16 protein-coding genes and 1 pseudogene are annotated in these 18,911 nt (G+C 70.4%); 4 read left to right on the top strand and 13 right to left on the bottom strand.

From position 1 onward, the window contains the following. Positions 1-55 precede the first annotated feature (55 nt). Entirely contained in the window at positions 56-265 is a 210-nt protein-coding gene (locus QMK28_RS07685) for an FmdB family zinc ribbon protein (RefSeq protein WP_326436254.1), read from the top strand. 40 nt (positions 266-305) lie between these two features. Here QMK28_RS07685 and QMK28_RS07680 read toward each other — a convergent pair whose 3' ends face one another. Beyond that, positions 306-515 (bottom strand): hypothetical protein, encoded by a 210-nt coding sequence (locus QMK28_RS07680; protein WP_326436253.1) that lies wholly within the window; start codon positions 513-515, stop codon positions 306-308. A 377-nt stretch (positions 516-892) separates the two neighbouring features. Here QMK28_RS07680 and QMK28_RS07675 point away from each other — a divergent pair, with 377 nt between their 5' ends. Then, positions 893-1,444 (top strand): DUF4383 domain-containing protein, encoded by a 552-nt coding sequence (locus QMK28_RS07675; protein ID WP_326436295.1) that lies wholly within the window; start codon positions 893-895, stop codon positions 1,442-1,444. Here the strand turns inward: QMK28_RS07675 and QMK28_RS07670 are convergent. From QMK28_RS07670 to QMK28_RS07655, 4 genes and pseudogenes are all read right to left on the bottom strand, one after another. Then, complete coding sequence (locus tag QMK28_RS07670; protein ID WP_326436294.1) at positions 1,395-2,057, bottom strand: O-methyltransferase; 663 nt, start codon at positions 2,055-2,057, stop codon at positions 1,395-1,397. The genes QMK28_RS07675 and QMK28_RS07670 overlap by 50 nt on opposite strands. Before the next feature lie 133 nt (positions 2,058-2,190). Continuing rightward, on the bottom strand, positions 2,191-3,024 hold the full coding sequence (locus QMK28_RS07665) for an HAD family hydrolase (RefSeq protein WP_326436252.1): 834 nt from the start codon (positions 3,022-3,024) through the stop codon (positions 2,191-2,193). A gap of 340 nt (positions 3,025-3,364) precedes the next feature. Beyond that, positions 3,365-6,166, bottom strand: a pseudogene (locus QMK28_RS07660) (phosphoribosyltransferase domain-containing protein). 118 nt (positions 6,167-6,284) lie between these two features. Further along, on the bottom strand, positions 6,285-7,463 hold the full coding sequence (locus tag QMK28_RS07655) for an HpcH/HpaI aldolase/citrate lyase family protein (RefSeq protein WP_326436251.1): 1,179 nt from the start codon (positions 7,461-7,463) through the stop codon (positions 6,285-6,287). 197 nt (positions 7,464-7,660) lie between these two features. Here QMK28_RS07655 and QMK28_RS07650 point away from each other — a divergent pair, with 197 nt between their 5' ends. Beyond that, positions 7,661-8,545 carry a TerD family protein gene (locus tag QMK28_RS07650; RefSeq protein ID WP_326436250.1) on the top strand — a complete coding sequence of 295 codons (885 nt, stop codon included), beginning with the start codon at positions 7,661-7,663 and terminating at the stop codon, positions 8,543-8,545. Positions 8,546-8,626: 81 nt separating this feature from the next. Here QMK28_RS07650 and QMK28_RS07645 read toward each other — a convergent pair whose 3' ends face one another. The 6 genes from QMK28_RS07645 to QMK28_RS07620 form a co-directional block, all read right to left on the bottom strand. Beyond that, the gene (locus tag QMK28_RS07645; RefSeq protein WP_326436249.1) at positions 8,627-9,361 is read right to left on the bottom strand and encodes a TerD family protein; all 735 of its coding nucleotides are present in this window, start codon (positions 9,359-9,361) and stop codon (positions 8,627-8,629) included. A 160-nt stretch (positions 9,362-9,521) separates the two neighbouring features. Continuing rightward, a complete protein-coding gene (locus tag QMK28_RS07640; RefSeq protein ID WP_326436248.1) occupies positions 9,522-10,658 on the bottom strand; it encodes a DUF475 domain-containing protein in 1,137 nt (378 codons plus the stop codon). A gap of 49 nt (positions 10,659-10,707) precedes the next feature. After that, the gene (locus QMK28_RS07635) at positions 10,708-11,283 is read right to left on the bottom strand and encodes a TerD family protein (protein ID WP_326436247.1); all 576 of its coding nucleotides are present in this window, start codon (positions 11,281-11,283) and stop codon (positions 10,708-10,710) included. Positions 11,284-11,406: 123 nt separating this feature from the next. Beyond that, positions 11,407-11,982: a TerD family protein gene (locus QMK28_RS07630; RefSeq protein WP_326436246.1), complete on the bottom strand. Its 576-nt coding sequence runs from the start codon at positions 11,980-11,982 to the stop codon at positions 11,407-11,409. Between the two features lie 175 nt (positions 11,983-12,157). Then, positions 12,158-12,616: a peroxiredoxin gene (locus QMK28_RS07625; RefSeq protein WP_326436245.1), complete on the bottom strand. Its 459-nt coding sequence runs from the start codon at positions 12,614-12,616 to the stop codon at positions 12,158-12,160. A gap of 188 nt (positions 12,617-12,804) precedes the next feature. Further along, entirely contained in the window at positions 12,805-13,266 is a 462-nt protein-coding gene (locus tag QMK28_RS07620; RefSeq protein ID WP_326436244.1) for a DUF3052 domain-containing protein, read from the bottom strand. Positions 13,267-13,683: 417 nt separating this feature from the next. Between QMK28_RS07620 and aceE the strand changes: the two genes are divergently transcribed. Further along, positions 13,684-16,416, top strand: a complete 2,733-nt coding sequence (gene aceE, locus QMK28_RS07615) for a pyruvate dehydrogenase (acetyl-transferring), homodimeric type (protein ID WP_326436243.1) — start codon at positions 13,684-13,686, stop codon at positions 16,414-16,416. 126 nt (positions 16,417-16,542) lie between these two features. Here the strand turns inward: aceE and QMK28_RS07610 are convergent, their stop codons facing one another. Beyond that, entirely contained in the window at positions 16,543-17,001 is a 459-nt protein-coding gene (locus QMK28_RS07610; protein ID WP_326436242.1) for a peptidase inhibitor family I36 protein, read from the bottom strand. Between the two features lie 238 nt (positions 17,002-17,239). Beyond that, positions 17,240-18,844, bottom strand: a complete 1,605-nt coding sequence (locus QMK28_RS07605; RefSeq protein WP_326436241.1) for an MFS transporter — start codon at positions 18,842-18,844, stop codon at positions 17,240-17,242. Positions 18,845-18,911 lie beyond the last annotated feature (67 nt).

Genomic DNA, 18,911 nt, shown 5'->3' with positions numbered 1-18,911 from the left:
CGCTCCCCGCGCAGCCGCCGTGCTGACCTGCGCTTCTGCTGGCTATCCTGCGGCCATGCCTCGATACGAGTTCCGCTGCCGCCCCTGCGACACCACCTTTGAGCTGGACCGGCCGATGGCCGACTCCAGCGCGCCCGCAACCTGCCCGGACGGGCATGACGACACCGTGAAGCTGCTCTCCGCCGTCGCCGTGGGCGGCGCCGCTCCGGCCCCGGCGGGCGGCGGGGGCGGCGGCGGGTGCTGCGGAGGCGGCTGCTGCGGCTGAGCGTTCATCCACCGGACACGCGTGCGTCAACTTCTCGGCCCTAAAGGACCGAGAACGGCTGCGCGGCATTCGGACGGAACCTCAGGGGCTTGGACTCCGCCCTCGCCTTCCGCCTGCCCCTCAGGTTCCCCGCCCGCACGTTCGCCCGCAGGGTCGTGTAGGCGTCCACGACCTTCTCGACCGTACGGACCGCCGCCTGCGCACCGAGCCCGAACTCGGCCTTCAACTCGCTGTACACGAGCTTCTGCAAGTCATCGCGGGACCTGACGCCCCGGGCCCCGTAGCTGTCTGCGAGCCCCGCCGCCGGGCCGAAGCCGGCGTGGCTGTTTCGCCACCGCCACCGCCACCGCCACCGCCACGGCCGCGTACGCCAAGCCCGCCGCGCCGCGCCCGCTCGCCGACCCGTGAGCCTAGTCCGAGCCCCGCGCGGCCCCGCCCCGCCCGCCCCCTCCCGAGTTGTTGGGGCCGCCCGGCGGGCGGATGCTGGATTACGTACGGACTCGGCACTACCTCCGCGACAGCAAAGGAGGCCGGTCCATGGCTACGAGTGACGCCCCGCGCACGCCCGACGAGCCCGGCGGGCCCCGGCACGCCAAGGCACGCCGGCCCATCAGGCTGGACGAGCACATGCCCGTGGACCACCGGCTGAGCCGCGTCTACCGGGTCGGCGCCGGGCTGATGGGTCTCGTCCTGCTGGCCTTCGGCGTCCTCGGCCTGATCGGCCACGTGGGCTTCTTCGACACCGGCGGCGACACGGTGACCGGGCTGAACACCAACGGCGCGCTGAGCGTGCTGTCCATCGTCGTGGGGCTGCTGCTGTTCGGCGGCATGGTGGTCGGCGGCAACTTCGCCTCGACGCTCAACATCGTGCTCGGCCTGGCGTTCATCCTGAGCGGGTTCGTCAATCTCGCGCTGCTGGAGACCAGCTACAACTTCCTGGCGTTCGAGATCCAGAACGTGCTGTTCAGCTTTGTGGTCGGCGTCATGCTGATGTTCTTCGGGATGTACGGGCGGGTGAGTGCCACGCTGCCGCACGACAACCCGTACTGGCGCGCCCGGCACCCCGAGCGCGCCGACGCGGAGCAGCGCGCGCTCGGCCGGGTCGGCCGCGTCAGCCGGACCCGTCTGGTCAGTCCACCCGACGGGCGATCGTCAGGCCGTCCGCGACCGTCAGCATGACCGCTTCGGTCCTGGCGTCGGCGGCGACATGGTCGTTGAACGCCCGGATCGCGGCGGCCGAGCCGGTCGCTGCCGGGTCCACGACCTCGCCGTGGAAGAGGACGTTGTCGGCGACGATCACTCCGCCGGGGCTCATCCGGGGCACCAACTCCTCCCAGTACGCGATGTAGTTGCCCTTGTCCGCGTCGAGGTAGGCGAAGTCGATGTGCGGTGCGGCGGGCATCGCGCGCAGCGTGTCCAGCGCGGGCGCGATGCGCAGTTCGATCCGGTCCGCGACGCCGGCCTCGGCCCAGGCCTCGCGTGCGTACGCCGTCCACTCCTCGGAGATGTCGCAGGCGATCAGCTTGCCGCCGGCGGGCAGCGCCTGCGCCATGGAGAGCGCCGAGAAGCCGGTGAAGGTGCCGACCTCCACGAGGTGCCGGGCGCCGGTGAGCCGTACGAGGAAGGCGAGCAGCGGCCCCTGCTCCTCGGCGGACTGCATGACCGCGTGCTCGGGGAGCGCGGTGCGGGTCGTCTCGATGAGGGCGCGCTGTACCGGGTCGAGCGCCGGATTGTGCGCCAGGACGTAGTCGTAGAGGGCGGGCGTGACCGGCGTGCTCTTGCTGCTGTGCACGCCCCCGCCACCACCCTGCGCGCTGCTTCGCGCCCCGGCCTGCGCGCTGCTTCGCGCGCCGCGCCGCGCCCCATCCTGTGCCCCGCCCTGTGCCCCGCCCTGTGCTTGAGTCATGGCCGCATCCTCGCTCAGCTCACCCCTCGACCGCGCGCAGCAACGCCCGCAGGATCTCCTCGCCCGCCGCGACCCCGCACTCGGCGAGCGCCGTGACCTGGGGCGCGGTCCAGCCCGAGTCCGCCAGTTCGCCGTGCCCCGGCTGCCAGCCGGCGTCCGCCGCCAGCAGCATGTCGGCGTCGAGTACCGAGTCGCCGGCCGCCAGCACCCGCGCGGCGCCGGTGCGGCGCGCCACCTCGGCGACGGCCGCGCTCTTGGTGAGCGGCTTGGGAACGGCGTAGATCTTCCGGCCCTGGATCGAGACCGACCAGCCCTGGCCGTCGGCCCAGTCCGCGAGCTCCTTGACCCAGGTCTCGGGCAGCAGCGCGCGCTCGACGACGAGGTAGGCGAAGAGGTCCTCTGCGACCCGCTCCTTGAGCAGCCAGCCGGCGTCGGCGGACCGTACGAGATGTTCGCGCACCTCGGCGAGCGGCGCGCAGCCCGCGTCCAGCGTGCGCCGCACCTGGTCCTGCCAGTCCGGGTCGGACACGCCGTCGACCAGCAGATGGCCGCCGTTCGCGCAGATCGCGAACTCCGGCGCGGGGCCGGGCAGCCGGATGCGCCCGTACTGCTCGCGGGTGCGGGTGGTGGTCGGTACGAAGACGGCGCTGCGGGCCAGTTCGGCCAGCAGCCCCGCCGCCGTCTCCGTCATGAAGGAGAGCGGCTTGTGCTCGTACACCTCGACGCACAGCAGCCGGGGCGCCCGCGCGTCCGGCATGTCGAGCGCGAGGGCGGCCGGGGAGTAGATCAGCGTGCGGTCGAGGTCGCTGGCGACGAGGGTCGCGGGGCGGGCGGCCACGACGGGGGACGTCACAGCGCGACCCGGGGCGCCGGGACAGCCGTCGACAGGGAGGTCGCAGGCGGGGAGGTCGCAGGCGGGGAGGTCAGCGACCCGGGAGCCGCCGGAGTCGTCGGGCTCGCCGGGGACACCTGCGGCGAGGGGGGAGCAGGCGTCGTCGGAGCCGCCGGGGACACCCGGGGCGAGGGGGCGGTCGGTGTCGTCGGACCCGCAGGCGTCACCCGGCGGACCGGGTTCGTCGGGCTGCTCGGGCTGGTCGGGCCGGCCGTGGTGCTCATCTTGTTCCTCGGGCTCATGGGGGGTGTGGGGAACGTGAGGGTAGCGGGAGCCGCGCCGGACGCGCGGTCCGAGGCGGTCACGGCGAGGCCACCGCCTTGCCGTCCGCGCCCGTCGCGCCCTTCGTGAAGCGCGGATGGATCAGCCCCACACAGCTGTACGGCAATCCGTCCACCTCTTCCACCGGCACGCCCCGCTGCCCGGCGAGCAGCCGCACATGGTCCAGGTCCGCGCCCGCGCCGCGCTGCGCGAGGATCTTCCACGGGACGCGCCGCAGCAGCACCCGCGTCGTCTCGCCGACGCCCGGCTTGACCAGGTTCACGTCGTGGATGCCGTACTCCTCGCTGATCCGCTCGACGGCGGCCCAGCCCTCCCAGGTCGGCGCGCGGTCCGCCGCCAGCAGCTCCTTGGCGTCCTCGGCGACCCCCTCGGCGACCTCGTCGAAGCGGGCGCTGACGGTGTCCAGGAACAGCCCGGAGACATCGTCGCCGGCCAGCTCGCGGTAGAACTTGCCGCCGTGGAAGTCGTCCGGGCCGACCAGGTCGGCCCGCAGCACGGTGCGCGAAATCAGCCCGGATACGGTCGAGTTGAGGCACGCGGACGGGATGAGGAAGTCGTCGCGGGTGCCGTAGGTCCGTACGCAGCCGCCCGGATCGGCGAGCACCGCGATCTGCGGGTCGAAGCCCTCGAACGGCTCGACGGCCTGGGCCAGCTCGCGGGTGATCGCGCCCTTGCCCGTCCAGCCGTCCACGAAGACGACGTCCGCCGGGTCGTGGTGGGCGGCGAGCCAGCGCAGCGCGGTGGTGTCGATGCCCCGGCCGCGCACGATGGAGACGGCGTAGTGCGGCAGGTCGAGGCCGTGCGCGTGCTGCGCCCAGCGGCGCATCAGGACGCCTACGGGCGTGCCGGCGCGGGCCAGCGAGACGAGGACGGGACGCGGCGAGCGCTCGGCCAGCAGGGTCTCGGTGACAGCGCCGAGCGCGCGGGCGATCCGGCTCGCGGAGGTGTCCAGCGCGGACCGGAAGAGCGCCTGGTACTCGGGGCTGGGCTGGTACTCGACCGGCAGCGACTCGGCGTAGTGCGCGCCGCCGCTCTGCACCGCTTCCTCGCGCTCCTCGGTGGGCGCTTCGAGCGCCACCTCGGACAGGTCCTGGAGCAGCCAGCCGACCTCGTCGGGCGCGTACGACGAGAACGCCGGGCCGCGCAGCGGGGAGGGCAGGGGGCGGGCAGGGGCGTGAACCATGAATCAGACCTGTCGCTGAGGGGCGTAGGACGGGACGACGGCGAGCAGGAGCCGGTCCGTATGGGCGGCGAGGCGGGCGAGCAGCCCGTCGGGGGCGTGCAGCTGAGGCGTGTCGGCGGTCGAGTCGACGACGGCGACGACCGCGTCGAAGCGGCGGGCCGGGTCGGCGCCGGGCGCGATGTTGTAGGCGTAGCGGTCGCCGGGCCCGTCGGAGGGGGCGTCGTGCGCCGGGAAGACGAGGCGCGTACGGATCGCGTAGCCCGGATCGTCCACGGCGAGCACGGGTGAGCGCGTGGTCGTGGAGAACCGCACCTCCGCGCCCGGACTGGCCTCCTGAAGCGCACCGGCGAGGCGCACCGGCGCGTACATCAGCTCCTCGCAGCCGAGCACGAGGACGCGCTGCGGGCGGCGGGGGGCGGCCTCTGCGGGCCGCGCGCGGCCCGGAGCACCCGGGGAGCCCTGCGCGGCGGGCGGGCCGCTGTGGGGCGGCTCAGGGACTTCCTCCGGGCCGGCCGTGTCGGGGCCCGTGCTGACAGCACTCGCGCTGCCGGCTTCGGTGGCTCCGGCGCGCGTGACTCCGGCAGGTGTCGCTCCGGCCTGCGTGCCGCCGGAGTCCGTCCCATCGGCGGGGCCGGCCGCGCCGAGACCCGCGCCGAGCGCCTCGGCGATGCGCGCGGCCATGGCCGGGAGCGCCGCCTCCAGCCGTGCCCGGTGGTCCGGTGTGAAGCCGTGCCGCCCGCCGTCCGGCAGACCTTCGGGCCAGCCGAGGTCCACCCGTACCGCAGGCTCGCCGGCGCCGCCGCTGGCGCTCTCGGCCGCCACGGGCTCCGCGACACTCGCGGCACCGCTCACTACCGCCCCCGCGGCTACGGCTGCTTCGGCCTCCGCCACGAGCCGCTGCCCGCGCTCCAGCACCCCGTCGGGCAGCCGTACCGTCCCGGCCGCGAAGGCGATCAGGTCCACCCGCGCGCCGAGCTGAGCCGCGAACTTCTCCAGCCGTGCCCGGTCCGGCGCGGAGCGCATGTCCACCAGCGCCACCACGACGTACCGCTCCCGGGGGAAGCGCGCGTGCAGGGCCTCGATGGTGTTCAGCACGGTCCGGCCGGTCGAGAACTCGTCGTCGACCAGGACCAGCGGGCCGTCCCCGCTGAGCAGCTCCGGGTCCTCGGGGAGCAGCAGGTGGGAGGTCGCGTGGCTGTGCTCCTCCTCGAAGCCGCCGACGGAGACGGTGCCGGGCACCGGCCGCCGCGTCGAGTGCAGGTAGGGCGCGAGGGCCAGGCCGTCCGCGACGCTGTGGCCGAGGCCGGTCGCGGTCTCGGCGTAGCCCAGCACCACCGCCCGCGCGGCCGACTCGTCGCCGAGCAGCTCCCGCACCCGCCGCCCCAGGCTGTGGCCCGCGCCGTGCGCGGCCGCCGGGCTCGTCGGGACGTGCTTGCCCAGGACGTTCGAGACGAGCAGGTGCGCCCGCTTGGGGTTGCGCCGCAGCGCGAGCCCGAGCAGTTCCCGCAGCCGGCGCGCGCCGAGCGCGGAGTCGGCCGCCGACGCGCCCTCGACGCCGCTGAAGCCGACGCCGAGCCGCTCCGCGACCCACTCCCCCGACCACACAGCGCCGCCGTCCACGCCGTCCACACCGTTCATGCCCGCCACCTGTTCAGCCACCCGCTCCGGCTTCATCCCGCTCGGATCACTCGTACCGGCCTCATCACTCGTACCGGCGCTTTCACTCGTACCGGCGCTTTCACTCGTACTAGCCATATCAGGCCGTGTCCCCGGTGCTCAGGCCCGCGGCCAGCAGTTCCACGAAGCCCACGCCCTCGCGCGCCACCCCGAAGACCTCGGCCCGCAGCATGGTCCGCTCGGCCCAGGCCCGGTGCGGCTTCACTTCGTTCATCTTGTTCGTATACGCCGAGCGCAGCACACCGCCGCCGCCCCGCTCCGGGCTGAGGATGTCCACCGCGTCGGTGTACTCCTCGTGGCTGACCACCGAGAGCGCGTGCACGGGGGCGACGTGTGAGGGGTGGATGCAGGTCTTGCCCTGGAGCCCATTGGCCCGGTCGAGGCCGATCTCGCGCAGCAGGCCGTCCATGTCGTGCTCGATCAGGGCGGTGCGCAGTTCCTCGGCCCGGCCGGTGAAGGGGCTGCGGCGCAGCTGGGGCTTGAACATCCGCTCCTGGAGCCGGAAGTACTCCCAGACCGGTCCGGTCACGGTGAATCCGGTGCCGTCGGCCCGTCCCAGCACGTTGACCACGTCGGCGATGACCGAGGCGACGAGCTGGACGTCGTAGGCGGTCATGTCGGGGGCCCGCCGCAGGCCGTAGGCGGAGCAGAAGTCGGTGACGCCGAGCCGCAGCGCGAGCACCCGGTCGCGGTACTTGTCGACGGTCCTGGCGATGCCGCGCAGGGTTTCGGTGCGGCTTTCCAGATGCATCAGCTCGGGCGATTCGAGCACCGGCATCGCGAACAGCCGCCGCCCGCAGGCGCTCTCGGCGGAGGCCAGCGCCTCCATGAACGGAACGCCGCGCTCCTCGGTGAACTTGGGGAGTACGAATCCGGACAGCAGCCGGGAGGGTGTTCCGATCCGCCGCACCAGGTCGGGAATCTGTTCCGGTTTGCGGACTCGGATGAACAACAACGGCAGATCGACCTCGGTCGCGCACTCGGCCAATCGTGCGAATTGCCGTACGAGATTCTCCTCGGCGTCGGCCACTTCGCCGTCGTCGATCGAGTCCTCCAGGCACAGCACCATGGACACCACACCGCGCCCGGCCTGCTTGATCACGTCGTCGGCCAGCCGCAGCCGGGTGGCGGGGCTGTAGAGCGTGGCGCCGAGAGCGATGGCAAGCAGGCGGGACGGGGAGTCGGCGGTGAATTCGGCGGGCTCCTTATGGAAGAGATCCTTCCGAACATCCGGCGCAAGGTGTCCGAAATGACGCATATAACTCCCCGTGTAGATGATGGCCCGGTGGCTGGATCCAGCCGATAAGCGTACGTGCGACTATCGACTGAAAGTTCCCGACGGCGTGACAATCACGTAACCCCCACGCATCGGCGGCATGTCCAATCGGGTGTCCGGCGCATCCTCCGCCGCCCCCGCGTTGTCGGGCAGCCCCCCGGGAAGGCAGGATTGCCGCTATGACGCACGCGATGCTGAAGGGGTCGAACATCCCGCTGGAGACCACGGCGGTACGGGCGGTGCTGCGCTGGACGCCCGGACCCGACGTCCCTGACGTGGATGCTTCCGCCCTGTTGCTGGGGACGGAGGGCCGCGTGCGCTCGGACGAGGACTTCATCTTCTACAACCAGCCCCGGCATCCGTCCGGGCTGGTACGCCATCTGCCCAAGAAACGGCTGATCGAAGGGCTCACGGACACCGTCGAGGCGGATCTGTCCGCGCTCGACGCGACGGTGGACCGGATCGTGCTGGCCGCCTCGTCGGACGGCGGCACCTTCGGCGGTGTGCCGGACCTGTGCGTGCTGCTGTACGACGCGGCGACGGGCGGCGACGACGGCGAGCCGCTGGTGCGCTTCGAGGTGCAGCCGGAGACGGGCAAGGAGACGGCGCTCATCTGTGGCGAGCTGTACCGACGCGGCGACGCCTGGAAATTCCGGGCGCTGGGACAGGGCTACGAGACCGGCCTGATCGGCCTGGCCACGGATTTCGGCATCTCGGTGGACGAGACCTCCCCCGAGTCCGAGCGCGCGCCGCAGCAGTTGTCCGATCCGCAGGCCGTCACGCAGCAGCACGTCATGGACCCCGCCCGGATGCCGGAGCCGCGGGCACAGCCGCAGCCCGCGCCGGTGCCCGCGCAGGTCCCCTTCCCCGCGCCGCAGCCTTCGGCGGCCGGTTACGGCTACCCGCAGGCCCCGCCGCCGCCGGCCGCCCCGCCGCAGCCCGCGTACGGCTATCCGCAGCAGGGCGCGTACGGCTACCCGCAACAGCCGCCGCAGGCCGGCCCGCCGGTGCCGGACCCGAACTTCACGCTGCCGCCGCAGGGGCCGCAGTTCCAGAAGAGGTAGCGGACACCGGGCGCGGCGGCCTCTCAGCCCGGCCGCGCCCTGGCCTGCCGCGCCCCCGGCCGGCTCTCCGGGAGGGCCCGCTCAGACCTTCGTCTTGTAGCCGCGCCCCCACTGCAGACCCCAGCCGTACAGCCGGTCCAGCTCGGCCTGGAAGCCGTAGACGTACTTCACCTCGCGGCGGACGGTCAGCTCGCCCTTGACGTTCTCGATCATCACCACGGCGCACGAGCGGGCCTGCGAGGTCCGCTCGTCTAGCGAGATCTCGATCCGCGGGCCGTTGCTCGGGAAGAGCGTCACGATCGCGTGCGTGCGGTCGAAGGCCGGGGTGCCGTCGTAGATGTAGACGAAGACGAGCAGCCTGCGGATCTCCTCGCGGTGATCCAGATTGACGTAGATGGTCTCGCCCGACGGCGCGCCGAACCGGTCGTCGCCGCTGAGCTTGACGTACGGCGGCGTGTTGGTGCTGCCGAAGAAGCTGCCGAGCGGCTGCACCACGCCCTTGCTGCCGTCCGTCATCTCGTACATGCACGCGAGGTCGAGGTCCACGTTGACCACCGCGGGCCCCTGCGCCTGCACCACTTCCGGCTTGAACATCCGCAGCGGGTTGCGCAGTTTCCCGCCGCCACCGCCAGTCCGCCCGTCGAAGTCGGACGTGCGCATCCGCCAGGAGAGGTTGACCCGGAGGTTGCCGGTGGCCGCCCCCTGCTTGGTCAGCGAGACCACCGGATGCCGCTTGGTCAGCTCGATCGCGCCCGACGCGCCCCCGCTGTCGAACGCTGTGTCGTCGGCTCGTCGCCAGTTGTTCCAGAAGGACACGCTGCCCACCCCCACGCCGTCATACGGGCCGACCGGCCCGACCTACCGCGGGGGGGGGGGGCCGGGGGGGGGCCCCGGGCCCCGCCCCGCAAGAGAGCGTTCCTCAAACTGACGCCGGTCACACACCGCTGCGCCGCGCGGCGCGGCGAAGGCGTCCGGATCAGACCTCGGACATCTCCGTCGGTTTCTCCTCGGAGTCGTTCTCCTGGGCCGCCAGCGCGCGGTTGCGCCGGACCGAGGACCAGAACGAGGCGGCGATCAGCACCACGCCGACGAGGCCGGTGATGACCTCGTTGATCTGCCACTTGATGGTGACCAGCAGGATGACGGCGAGCGCGCCGATCGCGTAGTGCGCGCCGTGCTCCAGGTAGACGTAGTCGTCCAGGGTGCCCTGGCGGACCAGGTAGACGGTGAGCGACCGGACGTACATCGCGCCGATGCCCAGGCCGAGCGCCATGATGACGATGTCGTTGGTGATGGCGAAAGCGCCGATGACCCCGTCGAAGGAGAACGAGGCGTCCAGCACTTCGAGGTAGAGGAACATGAAGAAGGCGGCCTTGCCGGCCAGCCCGACCATCGTCGGCTGCTTGCCCTGCTTCTTGGCCGCTTCCTCCTCCTCGTGTTCGTGCTCCTCCTGCTCCTCCAAGCGGTTCTCGAAGAAACTCGACAGACCGCCCACCACGAGATAGGTGACCAGGCCGGCGATGCCGGAGAGGAAGACCGTGCTGCTCTTGTCCTCGTGCCCCGCGGTGACGTGCGCGGCGGTGGCGATGGTGGTGCCGACGACGAGCAGCGCGACCAGCGCGATGCAGACCGACAGCATGTCAACCTTGCCGAGCTTGGCCAGCGGGCGCTCCAGCCAGCCGAGCCACTTGATGTCACGGTCGGTGAAGATGAAGTCGAGGAAGATCATCAACAGGAACATGCCACCGAACGAAGCGATCGACGCATGGGCGTCGGTCACCAGGTGCTCGTAGCGCGTGGGTTCGTTGAACGCCAGGTCAACGGCTTCGATCGGGCCGAGCTTGGCGGAGATGGCGACGATCACGACCGGGAAGATCAGCCGCATGCCGAAGACGGCGATCAGCACGCCGACGGTGAGGAAGATCTTCTGCCAGAAAGCGTTCATCTTCTTCAGCACGCCGGCGTTGACGACCGCGTTGTCGAAGGACAACGAGATCTCGAGGATGGAGAGGATGCCCACAAGGGCCAGTGCCTTCCACCCCCCGTAGAACACGGCAGCGACAAGTCCCAAGGCGGTGACGCCAAAGGACCAGCCGAAGGTTTTCAGGAGCACTGGCTACCCAATCGTGTGTGTACGAGTTTCCCCCGCACAGTGCGCGGCTTTACGAAACGTTGACCCCGAAGTCTAGAGCGATGCCTCGTAGTCCGGACGCGTACCCCTGCCCCACGGCGCGGAACTTCCACTCCCCGTTGTAGCGGTACAGCTCCCCAAAGATCATCGCCGTCTCGCTCGACGCGTCCTCGGAAAGGTCGTACCGCGCCAACTCCGCCTGGTCCGCCTGGTTCACCACCCGGATAAAGGCATTGGTGACCTGGCCGAACGTCTGGCCGCGGGCGTCGGCGTCGTGAATCGACACCGGCACGACGATCTTGTCGACACTGTCCGGCACCAGACTCAGGTCCACCAGGATCGACTCGTCGTCGCCCTCGCCCTCGCCCGTCAGGTTGTCGCCCGTGTGCTCCACCGAGCCCTCAGGGCTCTTGAGGTTGTTGTAGAAAATGAAGTACTCGTCACCGAGCACCCGCCCCGATCCGCACAGCAGCGCACTGGCGTCGAGGTCGAACGGCGCGCCGGTGCTGGAGCGTGCGTCCCAGCCCAGGCCGATCAATACCTGCGTGAGGTTGGGTGCGGCCTTGGAAAGGGAGACATTTCCCCCCTTGGCGAGCGTTACGCCCATGTTCTTGGTTCCTCCCCGGTAACAGTGCTGCTGAAAAAGTGCTGCCGATCCGCGTCCGGCGCCGCACTCCCCGTCGGCAGGGGCGTGTGCGGCGCCGGACGTTGTCACGGTGGGACGGACGGCTCAGACGTTGACGCCGAAGTCCTGCGCGATGCCGCGCAGGCCCGAGGCGTACCCCTGGCCGATGGCCCTGAACTTCCACTCCGCGCCATTGCGGTACAGCTCGCCGAAGACCATCGCGGTCTCCGTCGAGGCGTCCTCGCTGAGGTCGTAGCGCGCGAGTTCGGTGTTGTCGGCCTGGTTGACCACCCGGATGTACGCGTTGCGCACCTGGCCGAAGCTCTGCTGGCGGCCCTCGGCCTCGTAGATCGAGACCGGGAAGACGATCTTCGCGACGTCGGCCGGCACGCCGGCGAGGTTGACCTTGACGACCTCGTCGTCCCCCTCGCCCTCGCCGGTGAGGTTGTCACCGGTGTGCTCGACCGAGCCGTCCGGGCTCTTCAGGTTGTTGAAGAAGACGAAGTTGCCGTCGTTGCTGACTTTGCCCTCGGTGTTCGTCAGCAGTGCGCTGGCGTCGAGGTCGAAGTCACCGCCGGTGGTGGTCCGGGCGTCCCAGCCGAGACCGACGATGACCGCCGTCAGGTTGGGCGCGGCCTTCGACAGCGAGACGTTTCCGCCCTTGCTGAGGCTGACTCCCACGAGTCCTCCCATAGGTTCGAGGGGTACGTAGAGAACTGCGCCCCCGCCATACATTGCCTTGGAATCAACGTGTTGATCCTAGTGACCGGTTCCCCGGGACCACAGGCCCTTGTGCCAAGTATCGCCAGGCGGGCCCGACGGAGGCCGGCCGGGTCGGCGCGGGCCGGTGGCGGCGTCAGAGCGCCGCGAGCGCCTTCGCGTACTCGCTCAGGTCGCGCGCGTCCGGCATGCCGTTGACGACGGTCCAGCGCACCACACCGTCCTTGTCGATGACGAACGTGCCGCGCATCGCGCAGCCCTTGTCCTCGTCGAAGACGCCATAGGCGCGCGAGGCCGTCCCGTGCGGCCAGAAGTCCGACAGCAGCGGGAAGCCCAGCCGCTCCTGCTCGGCGAAGACCCGCAGGGTGAACAGCGAGTCGTTGGAGACCGCGAGCAACTGCGTCTCCTCGTTGAGAAACGTCGGCAGCTCGTCGCGCAGCGCGGCCAGTTCGCCGGTGCAGACGCCGGTGAAGGCGAAGGGGTAGAAGACCAGGACGACGTTCTTCTCGCCCCGGAAGCCGGAGAGCCGGATGAGCTCGCCGTGCTGGTTGCGCAGCTCGAAGTCCGGAGCCTCCGTGCCCACCTCGACCGCCATGGGTACACGTCCTTTCGCAGAGCTGGACAAGTCGCGTCCACCCTACGCGCAGAGCCCCTGCCGACCCAGGTCGGAGGGGCTCTGCGGTTCCTGCCTTGCTGTGGGGGCGGACCGGCCGATGGCCGGTGCCTGCCAGTGCCGCGACCGGCAGTGTCCGCCCGACGGGGCAGAGCTTGCCGGCAGGGGCGCTAGCGCTGCTTGCCGGAGCGTGCTGACTTCGGAGTGACCAGGCGGCTGCCGGTCCAATCCTTGCCCGCGTTGACACTGCTGGTCTGGGCGAGGCCGGCGGTGGTCGCGGCCTCACCGATGTCGCTCGGCTCGACGTATCCGTCGCGCCCCGTCTTGGGAGTCATCAGCCAGATCGGGGCACCGTCGTCGACCATGGTGGTCGCATCCACCAGCGCGTCCGTCAGGTCGCCGTCGTCCTCGCGGAACCACAGCACCACGGCGTCGGCAACGTCGTCGTATTCCTCGTCGACGAGTTCCTGGCCTGTGATGGCCTCGATTCCCTCACGGAGTTCCTGCTCGGCACGGAGTTCCTGCTCGGCGTCGTCGTCGAAGCCGAGCTCCTGGACCACCTGTCCGGGCTGGAAACCGAGCCTGGCGGCAGGGTTGGTCCGCTCCTCCGCGTGGTCCGCGGTCGCGCTCACGGATTGCCTCCTGTCATGTTCGAGAAAATGCTTTTGGACGCCCCGCGCACGCGAGGCGATGGCCGTAGTCCACACGGGCCGGGCGGTTCGCGCAAGTACCCGGCCGCCGATCTCGCCCAAACGTTGACGTCTCGCCGCAAGATGCACAGCTCTGAGTGATGCACACCACAGCAATCTGTCGGGTTTGTGCGGAACGGGCCGGGCAGGTCACACCCCGGGGTCCGAACGGCCGTACGCAAGGTGGTCCCATGGTGGGCGTAAGGTTGCGATTTGGTCGGTGCCCAGGCTACCGGCCCAGAGCGACCGTCTCACAGAGTGGTGGTTACCGCCCAGTAGAGATGACGTTTCCGCCCCCGCGGTCCACGATGGGAGGCGGCGCGACACATGCAGAGCTAGACCGAACAGCGAAGGAACAGCGTGGCTTCCGGATCCGATCGCAACCCGATCATCATTGGCGGCCTTCCCAGCCAGGTCCCGGACTTCGATCCCGAAGAGACCCAGGAATGGCTCGACTCGCTCGACGCAGCCGTCGATGAGCGAGGCAGGGAACGAGCTCGCTACCTGATGCTCCGCCTGATCGAGCGCGCGCGCGAGAAGCGTGTTGCCGTGCCCGAGATGCGCAGCACGGATTACGTCAACACCATCGCGACCAAGGACGAACCGTTCTTCCCCGGCAACGAGGAAATCGAGCGCAAGGTCCTGAACGCGACCCGCTGGAACGCGGCCGTGATGGTTTCCCGCGCGCAGCGCCCGGGGATCGGGGTGGGCGGTCACATCGCCACCTTCGCCTCCTCGGCGTCGCTCTACGACGTGGGCTTCAACCACTTCTTCCGCGGCAAGGACGAAGGTGACGGCGGCGACCAGATCTTCTTCCAGGGCCACGCGTCGCCGGGCATCTACGCCCGCGCGTTTCTGCTGGACCGGCTGAGCGAGCAGCAGCTCGACGGCTTCCGGCAGGAGAAGTCCAAAGCTCCCTACGGGCTGTCCAGCTATCCGCACCCTCGGCTGATGCCGGACTTCTGGGAATTCCCGACCGTCTCCATGGGCCTCGGCCCGCTGGGTGCGATCTACCAGGCCCGGATGAACCGCTACATGGAGGCGCGCGGCATCGCCGACACCTCCAAGTCGCATGTCTGGGCCTACCTCGGCGACGGCGAGATGGACGAGCCCGAGTCGCTCGGCCAGCTCTCAATCGCCGCCCGTGAGGGTCTCGACAACCTCACCTTCGTCGTCAACTGCAACCTCCAGCGGCTCGACGGCCCGGTGCGCGGCAACGGCAAGGTCATCCAGGAGCTGGAGTCGCAGTTCCGCGGCGCCGGCTGGAACGTCATCAAGCTGGTGTGGGACCGCAGCTGGGACCCGCTGCTCGCGCAGGACCGCGACGGGGTGCTGGTCAACAAGCTCAACACCACGCCGGACGGGCAGTTCCAGACGTACGCGACCGAGACCGGCGAGTACATCCGCAACCACTTCTTCGGCGACGACCACCGGCTGCGCAACATGGTCGAGGGCATGACCGACGACCAGATCCTGCACCTGGGCCGCGGCGGACACGACCACAAGAAGGTCTACGCGGCGTACGCGGCGGCGAAGGCGCACAAGGGCCAGCCGACCGTCATCCTGGCGCAGACGGTGAAGGGCTGGACCCTGGGTCCGAACTTCGAGGGCCGCAACGCGACCCACCAGATGAAGAAGCTGACGGCCGACGACCTCAAGCGCTTCCGCGACCGGCTGCACATCCCGATCGCGGACAAGGAGCTGGAGTCCGGCGCGCCGCCGTACTACCACCCCGGCCGGGACTCGGAAGAGATCCAGTACATGCACGACCGCCGCGACTCGCTGGGCGGCTATGTGCCGACCCGCGTCGTGCGGGCGAAGCCGCTGGTCCTCCCCGAGGAGAAGACCTACGCGGCGGCCAAGAAGGGCTCGGGGCAGCAGTCGATCGCCACCACCATGGCGTTCGTCCGCATCCTCAAGGACCTCATGCGGGACAAGGAGATCGGCAGGCGTTTCGTGCTGATCGCCCCCGACGAGTACCGCACCTTCGGCATGGACGCGTTCTTCCCGACCGCGAAGATCTACAACCCGCTGGGCCAGCAGTACGAGTCCGTGGACCGCGATCTGCTGCTCGCGTACAAGGAGTCGCCGACCGGCCAGATGCTGCACGACGGCATCTCCGAGGCGGGCTGTACGGCCTCGCTGATCGCGGCGGGCTCCGCCTACGCGACGCACGGCGAGCCGATGATCCCGGTCTACGTCTTCTACTCGATGTTCGGGTTCCAGCGGACGGGTGACCAGTTCTGGCAGATGGCCGACCAGTTGGCCCGGGGCTTCGTCCTGGGCGCCACCGCCGGTCGCACCACGCTGACCGGCGAGGGCCTTCAGCACGCCGACGGTCACTCGCAGCTGCTCGCCTCGACCAACCCGGCGGTCGTCAGCTACGACCCCGCGTTCGGCTTCGAGATGGCGCACATCATGAAGGACGGTCTGCGCCGGATGTACGGCCCGGACGCCGAGGACATCTTCTACTACCTCACCGTCTACAACGAGCCGATCCAGCACCCGGCGGAGCCGGCCGACGTGGACGCCGAGGGCATCCTCAAGGGCCTGTACCGCTACAAGGCCGCCGAGAAGGGTCAGCACGCCGCGCGGATCCTGGCGTCCGGCGTCGCGGTGCCGTGGGCCGTCGAGGCGCAGCGCATCCTCGCGGACGACTGGGACGTCAAGGCCGACGTCTGGTCGGCGACCTCCTGGAACGAGCTGCGCCGTGAGGCGGTGCAGGTCGAGCAGCACAACCTGCTGCACCCGGAGGAGGAGCAGCGCGTCCCGTATGTGACGACGAAGCTCCAGGGCTCCGAGGGTCCGGTGGTCGCGGTCTCCGACTGGATGCGTTCGGTCCCGGACCAGATCGCGCGCTGGGTCCCGGCGCCGTACCAGTCGCTGGGCGCGGACGGCTTCGGCTTCGCTGACACCCGTGGCGCGGCGCGTCGTTTCTTCCACATCGACGCTCAGTCGATCGTGCTCGGCGTGCTCACCGAGCTCGCCAAGGAGGGCAGGATCGACCGCTCGCTGCTGAAGCAGGCGATCGACCGGTACCAGCTGCTCGACGTGACGGCGGCCTCCCCCGGCGCGGCCGGCGGCGACGCCTGACCCGTACGCGTGTGGCACCGCCGCTGCCCCGACCGGATTTCTTCCGGTCGGGGCAGCGGCGTGTCGCCGTCCGGGTGCCGCTCGCGGCGTCCGGGGCCGCCCCGGGTGCCGCTCGCGCCGTCCCGCTCAGTTCTCCCAGACCTTGAACGCCCGTACCTGGTAAGCGGATTCGGGCACCCAACTGCCGGACGGGTAGGTCGCGAACTCGCCTTCGGTGGCGCACTCGGCGCTCTGGTACGTGGTGACTGGGCGACCGGTGCGGTTGGCGAGGGACGCGGCGGTGGCGCCGGCCGGCAGCGGCACGCAGCTCTCGATCTCGGTGTCCGCGAGCTCGTGGACCCGGCGCTTTCCGCCGAAGTCGCGGTGCTTCCAGAGGCAGAGCTGGCCGGTGGCGCAGTCTCCCGAGGCGGGGCCGGCGCGGCGGATGGTGGCCGCCGCCGGCTCGGCGTTCCTCGGGTTGCCGGCCGTCGGCGTGGTGGCCGTCGCGGCGGCCGGTGCGAGTGCGACGGCGGCGGCTGCTGCGGTGACGGTCGCGGTGACGGTCGCGGTCAGGGCTGTCGCGGCGATGCGCTTGAGCTTGATCATGTGGAACTCCCCCATGTCGTGTGGACCCCTCGTACGGGTCGGGCGGACCCCTCGTAGGGCCCTGGAAGGCAGCCTGACGGCCGCGCGGCACGCCCGCCAAGGGCGGGAGGCCCGGTCCGCCCGGATAGGGGACAGCCCCGCCGGAGTGCTCCCGGCGGGGCTGTTGACCTGCGATGTTGACGCGGTCCGATGTTGACGCGCTGCGGTGTTGACGCGCTACCGCGCTGCGGCGGCCGGGTCAGACGTGGACGCCGCCTCCCGCCGCGTCGGCGTTGTCGCCGCGCTTGGTGAACAGCGCGACGACCGCCGCGAGCACCGCGACGCAGCCTGCGACGGTGAAGGCCAGGCCCATGCCCGACACGAAGGTGTCATGCGCGACGCTGGTGATCTTCGCGGCGATCTCCGGAGGGGTGCCCTTGGCGATCGGGGCCGCGCCGACCGTGACCGCGTCGGAGACCTTGTCCAGCTGATCCGGGGTCACCGGGGGCAGCTTGGCGCCGGTCCAGTTGCCGGCCAGCGTGTTGTCCACCCTGGCGGCCATGACCGCGCCGAGCACGGCGGTGCCGAGGCTGCCGCCGACCTGCATCGCGGCCTGCTGGAGGCCGCCCGCGACGCCGGCGTGCTCCAGCGGGGCGTTGCCGACGATGACCTCGGTGGCGCCGACCATCACCGGGGCGAGGCCGAGGCCGAGCAGGGCGAACCAGAGCGACATCAGGCCGGTGCCGGTGCCGACTTCCAGCGAGGCCATGCCGAACAGCGCGATAGCGGTGATGACCATCGCGGCGACCAGCGGGATGCGCGGTCCGACCTTGGTGATCACCGCGCCCGCGACAGGCGAGGCGATGATCATCATGGCGGTGAGCGGCAGCAGGTGCAGACCGCTGTCGACCGGGCTCATTCCGTGCACGTTCTGGAGGTAGAAGGTGACGAAGAAGAGGCCGCCCATGAAGCCGAAGGCCATCAGCACCATCAGGACGGTGCCGGCCGAGAGCGGGACGGACTTGAACATGCCGAGCGGGAGCAGCGGCTCGCGCGCCTTGGTCTCCCAGAAGATGAAGAGCGCGAAGCCGACCACCGCGAGGCCCAGGAAGAGCAGCGTCTTCGCGGCGCCCCAGCCGCCCCACTCGATGGCGTTGATGAGCGCCCAGATGAGGCAGAACATCGATCCCGAGAGCAGCAGGATGCCGGGGACGTCGAAGGACTTGACCGCGTTGAGGGGCCGGTGGTCCTTGAGGATCAGCGCGCCGAGGACCAGCGCGACGATGCCGACCGGCACATTGATGAAGAAGACCGACTCCCAGCTGACGTGCTCGACGAGCAGACCGCCGATGATGGGTCCCGCGGCGGTGGACGCGCCGATGACCGCGCCCCAGATGCCGATCGCCATGTTGAGCTTCTCGGCGGGGAAGGTCGCGCGCAGCAGGCCGAGCGCGGCCGGCATCAGCAGCGCGCCGAACAGGCCCTGGAGCACCCGGAAGACGACGACCAGCGTCACGCTCCCGGACAGGCCGATGGCGCCGGAGGCGGCGGCGAAGCCCGCGATGCCGATGAGGAAGGTCTGGCGGTGGCCGAAGCGGTCACCGAGCTTGCCGGCTGTGATGAGCGAGACGGCGAGGGCGAGCAGATAGCCGTTGGTTATCCACTGGACTTCGGGGAGTGTCGCTCCGAGGTCCTTCTGGATGGCTGGGTTGGCGATGGCGACGATCGTGCCGTCGAGCGCGACCATCATCACGCCGATCGCGACGGAGAAGAGGGTCAGCCAGGGGTGGCCGCGCAGCCCCTTCCGGAGCTCCGGTACGGGCGGATTCGGCACCTGATCGGCGACGGTGGTCTGAGACGTCATGGTTGCGAGATTATGGCTGTCGCTGACAATTGACAAACCGATTCACAAGCCGGTAACTGTCATATAG

It is taken from the genome of Streptomyces sp. H27-D2 (genome assembly GCF_035828615.1).
Taxonomy (GTDB): domain Bacteria; phylum Actinomycetota; class Actinomycetes; order Streptomycetales; family Streptomycetaceae; genus Streptomyces.
Note: the sequence above shows the minus strand (reverse complement) of the source record. Positions and strands in the feature narration are given on the sequence as shown.

Bases quoted from the DNA above. Each gene is read 5' to 3' on its own strand.
- QMK28_RS07685 (WP_326436254.1), top strand. From the start codon at position 56: ATGCCTCGATACGAGTTCCGCTGCCGCCCCTGCGACACCACCTTTGAG.
- QMK28_RS07675 (WP_326436295.1), top strand. From the start codon at position 893: ATGCCCGTGGACCACCGGCTGAGCCGCGTCTACCGGGTCGGCGCCGGG.
- QMK28_RS07655 (WP_326436251.1), bottom strand. From the start codon at position 7,463: ATGCGTCATTTCGGACACCTTGCGCCGGATGTTCGGAAGGATCTCTTC.
- QMK28_RS07650 (WP_326436250.1), top strand. From the start codon at position 7,661: ATGACGCACGCGATGCTGAAGGGGTCGAACATCCCGCTGGAGACCACG.
- QMK28_RS07635 (WP_326436247.1), bottom strand. From the start codon at position 11,283: ATGGGCGTAACGCTCGCCAAGGGGGGAAATGTCTCCCTTTCCAAGGCC.
- QMK28_RS07625 (WP_326436245.1), bottom strand. From the start codon at position 12,616: ATGGCGGTCGAGGTGGGCACGGAGGCTCCGGACTTCGAGCTGCGCAAC.
- QMK28_RS07610 (WP_326436242.1), bottom strand. From the start codon at position 17,001: ATGATCAAGCTCAAGCGCATCGCCGCGACAGCCCTGACCGCGACCGTC.
- QMK28_RS07605 (WP_326436241.1), bottom strand. From the start codon at position 18,844: ATGACGTCTCAGACCACCGTCGCCGATCAGGTGCCGAATCCGCCCGTA.